Below are 13,918 nucleotides of genomic sequence, written 5' to 3' on the forward strand. Positions count from 1 at the left end.
GGCGCCCGCCGGCGCCCGGGGGTGCCGCACGCGCCCGCCGTGGTCGGCAGCACCTGCTCACGGCGTGTAGGCTTGACCCGTACCGAAGACCGCCGGTCGCCGCCCGCTCCGCTCGGAGGGGTGGCAGAAGGTCCCGATCCCGGGCGACCAGCGCAGGTGTGAGAGCTCCCTCCAGGTCCTCCCGAGGCCCCGGTCCGACGCCCCGCGCTCCTGCGCCGGGGCGTTTCGCGCGTTCGGGCCCCGACCGGCCCCCGAGACGAGGAAGGGAGGGCACGCATGGCGAAGGCGGAGAAGGTCGCTGCCGTGAAGGAGATCACGGCGCTGTTCCAGGAGTCCAACGCTGCGGTGCTCACCGAGTACCGGGGGTTGACCGTGTCGCAGCTCACCGAGCTGCGCCGTTCGCTGGGTCCTGACACGACCTACGCGGTCCTGAAGAACACGCTCGCCAGCATCGCGGCGAAGGAGGCCGGTGTCACGGCCTTCGAGGGCCAGCTGTCCGGCCCGTCCGCGATCGCCTTCATCACCGGTGACCCGGTGGAGGCGGCCAAGGGCCTGCGTGACTTCGCCAGGACCAACCCCCAGCTGGTCGTCAAGAGCGGTGTGCTCGAAGGCCGCGCGATCAGCGCCGCCGACGTCACCGCGCTGGCGGACCTGGAGTCGCGCGAGGTCCTCCTCGCGAAGGTCGCGGGCGTCCTCAAGGCGTCCCAGGCCAAGGCCGCGGCCCTGTTCCAGGCGCCGCTGTCGAAGACCGTCCGCACCGTGGAAGCGCTGCGGGAGAAGCAGGCTGCGGGCGCCCCCGCAGACGCTGCGCCGGCCGAGGCCCCCGAGGCCGAGACCGTGGACGCCTGAGCGTCCCGCACCGCACCGCACCGCCTCCCGCAGTGAACCGCGGGATCCCCCACCACTAGGAAGGACCGCCACCATGGCGAAGCTCAGCACCGACGAGCTGCTCGACGCGTTCAAGGAGCTCACCCTCATCGAGCTCTCCGACTTCGTGAAGAAGTTCGAGGAGACCTTCGACGTCACCGCCGCCGCCCCCGTGGCCGTGGCCGCCGCCGGCGGCGCCGGTGGCGCTGCCGCCGCCCCGGCCGAGGAGGAGAAGGACGAGTTCGACGTCATCCTCGAGGCCGCCGGCGACAAGAAGATCGGCGTCATCAAGGAGGTCCGCGCGCTGACCTCCCTCGGCCTGAAGGAGGCCAAGGACCTCGTCGACGGCGCCCCCAAGCCCGTCCTCGAGAAGGTCAACAAGGAGGCCGCGGAGAAGGCCAAGGCCGCCCTCGAGGGCGCCGGCGCCACCGTCACCCTCAAGTGACCCCCTCCCGGGCCTGAGAGGGCCCGGGACACCGCCGAGAGGGGCGGCCGGACACGCGTCCGGCCGCCCCTCTCCGCGTCCGGGGGCGGGCGCGGCGCGACACGCCGTCCCCAGGTCGGGCGGATCGCCTTGACGCGGAGGCGGCGGGGCAGCATCCTCGTCAGCGGTTGTCATCACGTTCCGCCTCCCGCGACACCGTCGTCGCCCGGGCGCGAGCGCCGGCGTCGGCTGCGCCCCGTGAGGGGCTGGACAGTCGCGCCTTCACGGGGTACCTTGCTGTTTTGCGCTGCCTTCAGTCATATGGCCGGTCGTCGACCAGTGGGACGACCGAGCGGGGCAGGTCAGCGCGTGTCACGTTCGCAGGCCCGTGGAAGGACCCCTCTTGGCCGCCTCGCGCACAGCGTCCGCACCAGGCAACAGCTCTGCTCTGACCGTCTCCGGACGGTACTCCTTCGGCAAGATCCGCGAGCCGCTGGAGGTCCCCGACCTCCTGGCGCTGCAGACCGACAGCTTCGACTGGCTGCTCGGCAACAAGCGCTGGCAGGACCGCGTCGCCGCCTCCCGCGAGGGCGGTCTGGACGTCCCGATGACCTCCGGCCTGGAGGAGATCTTCGAGGAGATCTCCCCGATCGAGGACTTCTCGGGCTCCATGTCGCTGTCGTTCCGCGACCACCGCTTCGAGCCGCCCAAGTACTCGCTGGACGACTGCAAGGAGCGCGACCTCACCTACGCCGCTCCGCTCTTCGTCACCGCCGAGTTCATCAACGGCAACACCGGCGAGATCAAGAGCCAGACGGTCTTCATGGGCGACTTCCCGCTCATGACCGACCGCGGCACCTTCGTGATCAACGGCACCGAGCGCGTCGTCGTCTCGCAGCTGGTCCGCTCCCCGGGCGTCTACTTCGAGCGCGTGCCGGACAAGACCTCCGACCGCGACACCTGGACCGCCAAGGTCATCCCCTCGCGCGGCGCCTGGCTCGAGTTCGAGATCGACAAGCGCGACACGGTCGGCGTGCGCATCGACCGCAAGCGCAAGCAGTCGGTCACCGTCCTGCTCAAGGCCCTGGGCTGGAGCGAGTCGCAGATCCGCGAGGAGTTCGCGGACTACGAGCCCATGATCGCCACGCTGGAGAAGGACCACACCTCCGGCGTCGAGGACGCGCTGCTGGACATCTACCGCAAGCTGCGCCCGGGCGAGCCGCCCACGCAGGAGGCCGCGCGCAACCTGCTGGACAACCTCTACTTCAACCCCAAGCGCTACGACCTGGCCAAGGTCGGCCGCTACAAGGTCAACAAGAAGCTGGGGATGGAGGAGCCGCTGACCAGCAGCGTCCTCTCCGTCGACGACATCGTGCGCGCCATCAAGTTCCTGGTGAAGCTGCACGCCGGCGAGACCACCATGCCGGGCGTGAAGAACGGCCAGCCGGTGGACGTGCGGGTCGAGGTCGACGACATCGACCACTTCGGCAACCGCCGCCTGCGCAGCGTCGGCGAGCTCATCCAGAACCAGGTCCGCACCGGCCTGTCCCGGATGGAGCGCGTCGTGCGCGAGCGCATGACGACCCAGGACGTCGAGGCGATCACGCCGCAGACCCTGATCAACATCCGCCCCGTCGTGGCCTCCATCAAGGAGTTCTTCGGGACGAGCCAGCTGTCGCAGTTCATGGACCAGACCAACCCGCTGGCGGGCCTGACCCACAAGCGCCGCCTGTCGGCGCTGGGCCCCGGCGGCCTGGCCCGCGACCGCGCCGGCATGGAGGTCCGCGACGTCCACCCGTCGCACTACGGCCGCATGTGCCCGATCGAGACCCCCGAGGGCCCGAACATCGGCCTGATCGGCTCGCTGTCGTCCTACGGGCGCATCAACCCGTTCGGCTTCATCGAGACGCCGTACCGCAAGATCGTCGACGGCGTCGTCTCGGACGAGGTCGAGTACCTCACCGCCGACGAGGAGGACGCCTTCGTCATCGCGCAGGCGAACGCCCCGCTGAACCCGGACGGCACCTTCGCCGAGGCCCGCGTCCTGGTGCGCGCCAAGGGCGGCGAGACGGAGTTCGTGCAGCGCTCCGAGGTCGACTACATGGACGTCGCCGCGCGGCAGATGGTCTCCGTCGCCACCGCGATGATCCCGTTCCTCGAGCACGACGACGCCAACCGCGCGCTCATGGGCTCGAACATGCAGCGCCAGGCGGTGCCGCTGGTCAAGACCGAGGCGCCGCTGGTCGGCACCGGCATGGAGTTCCGCGCCGCGGTCGACGCCGGTGACGTCATCGTGGCCGAGAAGGCCGGCGTGGCGACCGAGGTGTCCGCGGACCTGGTGACCGTCAGCAACGACGACGGCACCACGACCACCTACCGGGTGGCCAAGTTCCGCCGCTCCAACCACGGCACCGCGTACAACCAGCGCGTGGTCATCGGCGAGGGCGACCGCGTCGAGGTCGGCACCGTGCTGGCCGACGGCCCCTCCACCGACGGTGGCGAGATGGCCCTGGGCCGCAACCTCCTCGTGGCGTTCATGCCGTGGGAGGGCCACAACTACGAGGACGCGATCATCCTGTCGCAGCGCCTCGTGCAGGACGACGTCCTGTCCTCGATCCACATCGAGGAGCACGAGGTCGACGCCCGCGACACCAAGCTGGGGCCGGAGGAGATCACCCGCGACATCCCCAACGTCGCGGAGGACGTGCTGGCCGACCTCGACGAGCGCGGCATCATCCGCATCGGCGCCGAGGTCCGCGACGGCGACCTGCTCGTCGGCAAGGTCACGCCCAAGGGCGAGACCGAGCTGACCCCCGAGGAGCGCCTGCTGCGCGCGATCTTCGGCGAGAAGGCGCGCGAGGTGCGCGACACCTCGCTGAAGGTGCCCCACGGCGAGACCGGCACGGTCATCGGCGTGAAGGTCTTCGACCGCGAGGAGGGCGACGAGCTGCCCCCGGGCGTGAACCAGCTGGTCCGCGTCTACGTCGCCAACAAGCGCAAGATCACCGACGGCGACAAGCTCGCCGGCCGCCACGGCAACAAGGGCGTCATCTCCAAGATCCTGCCCGTGGAGGACATGCCGTTCCTCGAGGACGGCACCCCGGTCGACGTCATCCTCAACCCGCTCGGCGTGCCGAGCCGGATGAACGTCGGGCAGGTCCTGGAGCTGCACCTGGGCTGGATCGCCTCGCGCGGCTGGCAGATCGAGGGCGCGCCGGACTGGGCCGAGCTGATCCCCGAGGAGATCCGCCAGGCCCCGGCCGGCTCGCGCATCGCCTCGCCCGTCTTCGACGGTGCGCGCGAGGAGGAGATCACCGGGCTGCTCAGCTCGACGACCCCGACCCGCGACGGCGACCGCCTGGTGCAGGGCGACGGCAAGGCGCGGCTGTTCGACGGCCGCTCCGGCGAGCCGTTCCCGGACCCGGTCTCGGTCGGCTACATGTACATCCTGAAGCTGCACCACCTGGTCGACGACAAGATCCACGCGCGCTCGACCGGCCCGTACTCGATGATCACCCAGCAGCCGCTCGGTGGTAAGGCGCAGTTCGGCGGTCAGCGCTTCGGCGAGATGGAGGTCTGGGCCCTGGAGGCCTACGGCGCCGCCTACGCCCTGCAGGAGCTGCTGACGATCAAGTCCGACGACGTCCTGGGCCGCGTGAAGGTCTACGAGGCGATCGTCAAGGGCGAGAACATCCCCGAGCCGGGCATCCCCGAGTCCTTCAAGGTGCTCATCAAGGAGATGCAGTCGCTCTGCCTGAACGTGGAGGTCCTGTCCTCCGACGGCATGGCCATCGAGATGCGCGACAGCGACGAGGACGTCTTCCGGGCGGCCGAGGAGCTGGGCATCGACCTGGCTCGGCGCGAGCCGAGCAGCGTCGAAGAGGTCTGACGGGTGCGGGCCGGGGGAGGACCCCCGGCCCGCCGCCGCCGGCCAACGGGACCTCTGAGTCCCACGGATGAGTCAGACCTCAGGACACGACAGAAGGAAGATCACGTTGCTCGACGTCAACTTCTTCGACGAGCTGCGCATCGGGCTTGCCACCGCGGACGACATCCGCACGTGGTCGCACGGTGAGGTCAAGAAGCCGGAGACCATCAACTACCGCACCCTGAAGCCGGAGAAGGACGGGCTCTTCTGCGAGAAGATCTTCGGTCCCACCCGGGACTGGGAGTGCTACTGCGGCAAGTACAAGCGCGTGCGCTTCAAGGGCATCATCTGCGAGCGCTGCGGCGTGGAGGTCACGCGCGCCAAGGTGCGTCGTGAGCGGATGGGCCACATCGAGCTGGCCGCGCCCGTCACGCACATCTGGTACTTCAAGGGCGTCCCGAGCCGCCTGGGCTACCTGCTGGACCTGGCGCCCAAGGACCTCGAGAAGGTCATCTACTTCGCCGCCTACATGATCACGTGGGTCGACGAGGAGGGCCGCCAGCGCGACCACTCCTCGCTCGAGGCGCAGATCGAGGTCGAGAAGCGCGAGGTGGAGAACCGTCGCGACGCCGACGTGGACGCCCGCGCCAAGACCCTGGAGCAGGACCTCGCCGAGCTCGAGGCCGAGGGCGCGAAGTCGGACGTGCGCCGCAAGGTGCGCGAGTCGGCCGAGCGCGAGATGGCGCAGATCCGCCGTCGCGCCGACGCCGAGATCGACCGCCTGACCGCGGTGTGGGACCGCTTCCGCAACCTCAAGGTCCAGGACCTCGAGGGCGACGAGGTGCTCTACCGCGCCATGCGCGAGCGCTTCGGCATGTACTTCGAGGGCGGCATGGGCGCGGCGGCCCTGCAGAAGCGCCTGCAGAGCTTCGACCTGGAGGCCGAGGCCGAGTCGCTGCGCGAGACCATCGCCACCGGCAAGGGCCAGCGCAAGACCCGCGCCCTCAAGCGCCTGAAGGTCGTCTCGGCGTTCCTGACCACGCGCAACTCGCCCGAGGGCATGGTCCTGGACTGCGTGCCGGTCATCCCGCCGGACCTGCGCCCGATGGTGCAGCTGGACGGCGGCCGGTTCGCGACCTCCGACCTGAACGACCTGTACCGCCGGGTGATCAACCGCAACAACCGCCTCAAGCGGCTCCTGGACCTCGGCGCGCCCGAGATCATCGTCAACAACGAGAAGCGCATGCTGCAGGAGGCCGTCGACGCGCTGTTCGACAACGGCCGCCGCGGCCGGCCGGTGACGGGCCCGGGCAACCGCCCGCTGAAGTCGCTGTCCGACATGCTCAAGGGCAAGCAGGGCCGGTTCCGCCAGAACCTGCTCGGCAAGCGCGTGGACTACTCGGGCCGCTCGGTCATCGTCGTCGGCCCGCAGCTGAAGCTGCACCAGTGCGGCCTGCCCAAGCAGATGGCGCTGGAGCTCTTCAAGCCCTTCGTCATGAAGCGCCTGGTGGACCTGAGCCACGCGCAGAACATCAAGTCGGCCAAGCGCATGGTCGAGCGCGCCCGCCCGGTGGTCTGGGACGTCCTGTCCGAGGTCATCACCGAGCACCCGGTGCTGCTCAACCGCGCGCCCACGCTGCACCGCCTGGGCATCCAGGCCTTCGAGCCGCAGCTGGTCGAGGGCAAGGCCATCCAGATCCACCCGCTCGTCTGCACCGCCTTCAACGCGGACTTCGACGGCGACCAGATGGCCGTGCACGTGCCGCTGAGCGCGGAGGCGCAGGCCGAGGCCCGCATCCTCATGCTCTCGTCCAACAACATCCTCAAGCCGGCGGACGGCCGTCCGGTGACCATGCCCACCCAGGACATGATCATCGGCCTGTACCACCTGACGGCGGACCGGGACGACGTGGACGGCGAGGGCCGGCAGTTCTCCTCGCTCGCCGAGGCGATCATGGCCTTCGACGCCAAGCAGATGAACCTCAACGCCAAGGTCCGCATCCGCCTGTCGGGCGTCGTCCCGACGCCGGACATGGCCCTGCCCGAGGGCTGGCAGGCCGGCGACGACCTGCTCGTCGACACCACCCTGGGCCGCGCGCTGTTCAACGAGGCGCTGCCGGTGGACTACGAGTACGTCAACGCGGTCGTGGACAAGAAGCGGCTGTCGGCCATCGTCAACGACCTGGCCGAGCGCTACCCGAAGGTCCAGGTGGCGGCGACGCTGGACGCCCTGAAGGAGGCCGGCTTCCACTGGGCCACCCGCTCGGGCACCACCGTGGCGATCTCCGACGTGATCACCCCGCCCAACAAGCAGGCGATCCTGGAGACCTACGAGGCCAAGGCCGAGAAGGTCCAGCAGCAGTACGAGCGCGGCCTGATCACCGACGACGAGCGCCGTCAGGAGCTCATCGAGATCTGGACCCAGGCCACGAACGACGTGGCCCGGGACCTCGAGCAGGCGATGCCGACGCACAACACGATCCACCGCATGGTGAGCTCGGGTGCGCGAGGCAACTGGATGCAGATGCGCCAGCTCGCCGGCATGCGCGGTCTGATGGCGAACCCGAAGGGCGAGATCATCCCCCGCCCGGTCAAGGCCTCGTTCCGCGAGGGCCTGACCGTGGGTGAGTTCTTCATCACCACGCACGGCGCCCGCAAGGGCCTGGCGGACACCGCGCTGCGCACCGCCGACTCCGGCTACCTCACCCGCCGCCTCGTCGACGTCTCCCAGGACGTCATCGTGCGCGAGGACGACTGCGGCACCCGCCGCGGCCTGGAGATGCCGATCGCCGAGCGCAACGCCGACGGCTCGCTGCGCCGCCACGACGACGTCGAGACGAGCGTCTACGCCCGCACGCTGGCCACCGACGTGGTGGCCGACGGCGAGGTGGCGCTGGCCGCCGGCGCCGACCTCGGCGACGTCGTCATCGACGAGCTCGTCCGCCGCGGCGTGGAGTCGGTGAAGGTCCGCTCGGTGCTCACCTGCGAGTCCCGGGTCGGCACCTGCGCCCGCTGCTACGGCCGCTCGCTGGCCAGCGGCAAGCTCGTCGACATCGGCGAGGCCGTCGGCATCGTCGCGGCCCAGTCGATCGGCGAGCCCGGCACGCAGCTGACGATGCGCACCTTCCACACCGGTGGTGCGGCCTCGGAGTCCGGCGACATCACGCACGGCCTGCCGCGCGTGGTCGAGCTGTTCGAGGCCCGCACCCCCAAGGGCAACGCGCCGATCACCGAGGTGGCCGGCCGGGTCCGCGTGGACGAGACCGACAAGGGCCGCTCGATCGTCGTCACCCCCGACGACGGCGCGGAGGAGGTGGCCTACCCGGTCACCCGCCGCCAGCGCCTGCTGGTGGAGGACGGCCAGCACGTCGAGGTCGGGCAGAAGCTCGTCCAGGGCGCGGTCGACCCCAAGCAGATCCTGCGCATCCTCGGCCCGCGCCGGGTGCAGATGCACCTGGTCGACGAGGTGCAGGAGGTCTACCGCTCCCAGGGCGTGTCGATCCACGACAAGCACATCGAGGTCATCGTCCGCCAGATGCTCAAGCGGGTGACGATCATCGAGCAGAACGGCTCCGAGCTCCTGCCCGGCGAGCTGGCCGAGCGCGCGCGCTTCGAGGAGGAGAACCGCCGGGTCATGGCGGAGGGCGGGCAGCCGGCCTCCGGCCGCCCGGAGCTGATGGGCATCACGAAGGCGTCGCTCGCGACGGACTCGTGGCTGTCCGCGGCCTCCTTCCAGGAGACGACGCGCGTGCTGACCAACGCCGCGATGGAGGGCAAGAGCGACCCGCTCCTGGGCCTCAAGGAGAACGTCATCATCGGCAAGCTCATCCCGGCCGGCACGGGGCTGCCCCGCTACCGCAACATCCGGGTGGAGCCGACCGAGGAGGCCAAGGCGCAGATGTACTCCGTGCCCGGCTACGACGAGGTCGACTACGCGCAGTTCGGCGTGGGCTCCGGCCAGGCGGTCCCGCTGGAGGAGTTCGACTACGGCAGCAGCGACTACCGCTGAGGCCGCCGCACCGCCCGCCCCCGCGCCGCGAGCGCGGGGGCGGGCGGTGCCCGGCGGGGCCCCGCACCGGCGGCCCCGCAGTCCCGACCGTGCCGTGGGGGAGCTCGTTTTGACCCCCTGATTTGCGGCGGGTAGGCTCGTGTGCGCTTGACACGAGCGTGCCCGCGATCAGGTGACAGGACGTCACCAGCTCGGGTCCTCGACCGAACGACACGCCCGACCTCGTGGGTCGGCGGGGAGTCGTGCGCAGGCTCACGACGAGCAGCGCGTCCCGAGCAGTACAGCCGACGAACGAGATCGACAGACGGAGACAGGGTGCCCACCATCCAGCAGCTGGTCCGCAAGGGCCGGGAGGACAAGGTCGTCAAGACCAAGACGCCCGCCCTGAAGGGCAGCCCTCAGCGCCGCGGCGTGTGCACGCGCGTGTACACGACCACCCCGAAGAAGCCGAACTCCGCGCTGCGCAAGGTCGCCCGCGTGAAGCTCACCAGCGGCATCGAGGTCACCGCGTACATCCCCGGCGTGGGCCACAACCTCCAGGAGCACTCGATGGTCCTGGTCCGCGGCGGCCGGGTGAAGGACCTCCCCGGCGTCCGCTACAAGATCGTCCGCGGTTCCCTCGACACGCAGGGCGTGAAGAACCGCAAGCAGGCGCGCAGCCGCTACGGCGCGAAGAAGGAGAAGAGCTGATGCCGCGCAAGGGCCCCGCCCCCAAGCGTCCCCTCGTGGTGGACCCCGTCTACCAGTCCCCGCTGGTGACGCAGCTCGTCAACAAGATCCTCCTGGACGGCAAGAAGTCCGTCGCGGAGGCCATCGTCTACGGCGCTCTCGAGGGCGCCCGCGCCAAGACCGGCGGCGACCCGGTGGTCGTGCTCAAGCGCGCCCTGGACAACGTCAAGCCGGCCCTCGAGGTGCGCTCCCGCCGCGTCGGCGGCTCGACCTACCAGGTGCCGATCGAGGTGCGCCCCAGCCGCTCGACGACCCTGGCCCTGCGCTGGCTGGTCGGCTACGCGCGCCAGCGCCGCGAGAAGACGATGACCGAGCGCCTGCTCAACGAGATCCTCGACGCCTCGAACGGCCTCGGCGCCGCGGTGAAGCGCCGCGAGGACACCCACAAGATGGCCGAGTCGAACCGGGCCTTCGCGCACTACCGCTGGTGATCCCAGCGGTGCTTCGCCGACTCACCCCCTCGATCCCAGGGAAGAGGCAGTAAACCGTGGCACAGGACGTGCTGACGGACCTGACCAAGGTCCGCAACATCGGCATCATGGCCCACATCGACGCCGGCAAGACCACGACGACCGAGCGGATCCTCTTCTACACGGGGATCAACTACAAGATCGGCGAGGTCCACGACGGCGCGGCGACGATGGACTGGATGGAGCAGGAGCAGGAGCGGGGGATCACCATCACCTCCGCCGCCACCACCTGCTTCTGGGAGGGCAACCAGATCAACATCATCGACACGCCCGGCCACGTCGACTTCACGGTCGAGGTCGAGCGGTCGCTGCGCGTCCTGGACGGTGCTGTCGCCGTCTTCGACGGCAAGGAGGGCGTCGAGCCCCAGTCCGAGACGGTGTGGCGGCAGGCGGACAAGTACGACGTCCCCCGCATCTGCTTCGTCAACAAGATGGACAAGCTGGGCGCGGACTTCTTCTTCACCGTCGGCACCATCAAGGACCGCCTGGGCGCCGAGCCCCTGGTCATGCAGCTCCCGATCGGGGCGGAGAACACCTTCGCGGGTGTCGTCGACCTGGTCCGCATGAAGGCGCTGACCTGGCACGGCGACGTGCAGATGGGCGCGGACTACACCGTCGAGGAGATCCCGGCCGACCTCGCCGAGCAGGCGGCGGAGTACCGCCAGGCGCTCGTCGAGCGCGTCGCGGAGACCGACGAGGCGCTGCTGGAGAAGTACCTCGGCGGCGAGGAGCTGACCGAGGAGGAGATCAAGGGCGCGGTCCGCCAGCTGACCGTGGCCTCCGAGCTCTACCCGGTCTTCTGCGGCTCCGCGTTCAAGAACAAGGGCGTGCAGCCCATGCTCGACGCGGTCATCGACTACCTGCCGTCCCCCCTCGACGTGAAGCCGATGGTGGGCCACAAGGTCGGCGACGAGTCGGTGGAGATCATCCGCAAGCCGGACGCCGAGGAGCCCTTCTCGGGCCTGGCGTTCAAGGTCGCCGCGCACCCGTTCTTCGGGAAGCTGACCTACGTCCGCGTGTACTCCGGGCGCATCGCCGCCGGCTCGCAGGTCGTCAACTCGACCAAGGGCAAGAAGGAGCGCATCGGGAAGCTCTTCCAGATGCACTCCAACAAGGAGAACCCGGTCGACGAGGCCCGCGCGGGCCACATCTACGCGATGATCGGCCTCAAGGAGACGACCACCGGCGACACGCTGTCCGACCCGGCGCAGCAGGTCGTGCTGGAGTCGATGACCTTCCCCGAGCCCGTCATCTCGGTGGCCATCGAGCCCAAGACGAAGGGCGACCAGGAGAAGCTGGGCACCGCGATCCAGCGCCTGGCCGAGGAGGACCCGACCTTCCAGGTCGAGCTGGACCAGGAGACCGGCCAGACGATCATCAAGGGGATGGGCGAGCTCCACCTCGACATCCTCGTCGACCGCATGAAGCGCGAGTTCAAGGTCGAGGCGAACGTCGGCAAGCCGCAGGTCGCCTACCGCGAGACCATCCGCCGCGCGGTCGAGAAGATGGACTACACCCACAAGAAGCAGACGGGTGGGTCCGGCCAGTACGCGAAGGTCCAGGTGACCATCGAGCCGCTGGACACCTCGGACGGGGAGTTCTACGAGTTCGAGAACAAGGTCACCGGTGGCCGCGTCCCGCGCGAGTACATCCCCTCCGTGGACGCCGGCATCCAGGACGCCATGCAGCTCGGCGTCGTGGCGGGCTACCCGCTGGTCGGCATCAAGGCCAGCCTGCTCGACGGTGCGGCGCACGACGTCGACTCCTCCGAGATGGCCTTCAAGATCGCGGGCTCGATGGTCCTCAAGGAGGCCGTCAAGCGCGCCGACCCGGTCCTGCTCGAGCCCGTCATGGCCGTCGAGGTGCGCACGCCCGCCGACTACATGGGCGACGTCATCGGCGACCTGAACTCCCGCCGTGGGCAGATCGAGTCCATGGAGGACGTCAGCGGCGCCAAGGTCGTCAAGGCCACGGTCCCGCTGTCGGAGATGTTCGGCTACGTCGGCGACCTGCGGTCCAAGACCCAGGGCCGCGCGGTCTACACGATGCAGTTCTCCAACTACGCCGAGGTTCCGCGGAACGTCGCCGAGGAGATCGTGAAGAAGGTCCGCGGGGAGTAGGCGCCCCGGGAGCCGGCGGGAGGTCCACACCTCCCGCCGGCACCACGCCGGTCGCCAGCAGGCCGGCCACCCACCCACCCGACCGATCCACGGGTCGGGGAAGAAGCGACAGTCCGAGGAGGACCCCCAGTGGCGAAGGCGAAGTTCGAGCGGACTAAGCCGCACGTCAACATCGGCACGATCGGTCACATCGACCACGGGAAGACGACGCTGACTGCGGCGATCACCCGCGTGCTGCACGACAAGTACCCGGAGCTGAACAAGGCCTCGGCCTTCGACCAGATCGACAAGGCTCCCGAGGAGCGTCAGCGCGGCATCACGATCTCGATCGCGCACGTCGAGTACCAGACCGAGGCGCGCCACTACGCGCACGTCGACTGCCCGGGTCACGCGGACTACATCAAGAACATGATCACCGGTGCGGCGCAGATGGACGGCGCCATCCTGGTGGTCGCGGCCACCGACGGCCCGATGCCGCAGACCAAGGAGCACGTCATCCTGGCCCGCCAGGTCGGCGTCCCCTACATCGTCGTCGCGCTGAACAAGGCCGACATGGTGGAGGACGAGGAGCTCCTCGAGCTCGTCGAGATGGAGGTGCGCGAGCTCCTCTCGTCCTACGAGTTCCCGGGCGACGACGTGCCGGTCGTGCGCGTCTCCGCGCTGAAGGCCCTCGAGGGCGACGCCGAGTGGGGCGAGAAGCTCATGGAGCTCATGGACGCGGTCGACACCGCGATCCCCGAGCCCCAGCGCGCGATCGACCAGCCCTTCCTCATGCCCATCGAGGACGTCTTCACCATCACCGGCCGCGGCACCGTCGTGACCGGGCGCATCGAGCGCGGCGTCCTCAAGGTCAACGAGGAGGTCGAGGTCGTCGGCATCAAGCCGACCTCCGCCAAGACCACCGTGACCAGCATCGAGATGTTCAACAAGATGCTGGACACCGGCCAGGCCGGCGACAACGCCGCCCTGCTGCTGCGCGGTATGAAGCGTGACGACGTCGAGCGCGGTCAGGTCGTCGTGAAGCCCTCCAGCATCACGCCGCACACCGAGTTCGAGGGCCAGGCCTACATCCTGTCCAAGGACGAGGGTGGCCGTCACACGCCCTTCTACAACAACTACCGTCCGCAGTTCTACTTCCGGACGACCGACGTCACCGGCGTCGTCTCGCTGCCCGAGGGCACCGAGATGGTCATGCCCGGCGACAACACCGAGATGAAGGTCGACCTCATCCAGCCCATCGCGATGGAAGAGGGCCTGAAGTTCGCGATCCGCGAGGGTGGCCGCACCGTCGGCGCCGGTCGGGTCACGAAGATCATCAAGTGAGCTGAGCCGGCGGGGGAGCGCGAGCACCCCCGCCGGGTCGTTCCCTGCGCGGAGGGGCGGGTCCACCTGGGCCCGCCCCTCCGTCGTGAGGGGCGCCGCCGCCGGCGG

8 protein-coding genes are annotated in these 13,918 nt (G+C 69.6%); all 8 read left to right on the forward strand.

What is annotated here, in order from left to right; translation table 11 throughout:
- Positions 1 to 276 precede the first annotated feature (276 nt).
- The 8 genes from rplJ to tuf all read left to right on the forward strand — a co-directional run bounded on the left by rplJ (position 277) and on the right by tuf (position 13,810).
- A complete protein-coding gene (rplJ, locus tag ACRYR7_RS02045) occupies positions 277 to 849 on the forward strand; it encodes a 50S ribosomal protein L10 (protein WP_432570401.1) in 573 nt (190 codons plus the stop codon).
- Between the two features lie 73 nt (positions 850 to 922).
- A complete protein-coding gene (gene rplL, locus ACRYR7_RS02050) occupies positions 923 to 1,312 on the forward strand; it encodes a 50S ribosomal protein L7/L12 (protein WP_432570402.1) in 390 nt (129 codons plus the stop codon).
- A gap of 382 nt (positions 1,313 to 1,694) precedes the next feature.
- Positions 1,695 to 5,180 (forward strand): DNA-directed RNA polymerase subunit beta, encoded by a 3,486-nt coding sequence (gene rpoB, locus ACRYR7_RS02055; protein ID WP_432570403.1) that lies wholly within the window; start codon positions 1,695 to 1,697, stop codon positions 5,178 to 5,180.
- A gap of 106 nt (positions 5,181 to 5,286) precedes the next feature.
- Positions 5,287 to 9,168, forward strand: a complete 3,882-nt coding sequence (locus ACRYR7_RS02060; protein ID WP_432570404.1) for a DNA-directed RNA polymerase subunit beta' — start codon at positions 5,287 to 5,289, stop codon at positions 9,166 to 9,168.
- Between the two features lie 315 nt (positions 9,169 to 9,483).
- Complete coding sequence (gene rpsL, locus ACRYR7_RS02065; RefSeq protein ID WP_012084987.1) at positions 9,484 to 9,858, forward strand: 30S ribosomal protein S12; 375 nt, start codon at positions 9,484 to 9,486, stop codon at positions 9,856 to 9,858.
- Positions 9,858 to 10,328 (forward strand): 30S ribosomal protein S7, encoded by a 471-nt coding sequence (gene rpsG, locus ACRYR7_RS02070; RefSeq protein ID WP_432570405.1) that lies wholly within the window; start codon positions 9,858 to 9,860, stop codon positions 10,326 to 10,328. The genes rpsL and rpsG overlap by 1 nt, the downstream gene beginning before the upstream one ends.
- A 56-nt stretch (positions 10,329 to 10,384) precedes the next feature.
- Entirely contained in the window at positions 10,385 to 12,487 is a 2,103-nt protein-coding gene (gene fusA, locus ACRYR7_RS02075) for an elongation factor G (protein WP_432570406.1), read from the forward strand.
- Positions 12,488 to 12,616: 129 nt separating this feature from the next.
- On the forward strand, positions 12,617 to 13,810 hold the full coding sequence (gene tuf, locus ACRYR7_RS02080; RefSeq protein ID WP_432570407.1) for an elongation factor Tu: 1,194 nt from the start codon (positions 12,617 to 12,619) through the stop codon (positions 13,808 to 13,810).
- The last annotated feature ends 108 nt before the right edge of the window (positions 13,811 to 13,918 follow it).

The sequence above is a fragment of the Kineococcus gurbantunggutensis genome (assembly GCF_050871925.1).
Taxonomy (GTDB): Bacteria; Actinomycetota; Actinomycetes; order Actinomycetales; family Kineococcaceae; genus Kineococcus.

Coding starts and splice junctions, on each gene's coding strand:
- rpsG (WP_432570405.1), top strand. CDS start 9,858: ATGCCGCGCAAGGGCCCCGCCCCCAAGCGTCCCCTCGTGGTGGACCCC.
- rplL (WP_432570402.1), top strand. CDS start 923: ATGGCGAAGCTCAGCACCGACGAGCTGCTCGACGCGTTCAAGGAGCTC.
- rplJ (WP_432570401.1), top strand. CDS start 277: ATGGCGAAGGCGGAGAAGGTCGCTGCCGTGAAGGAGATCACGGCGCTG.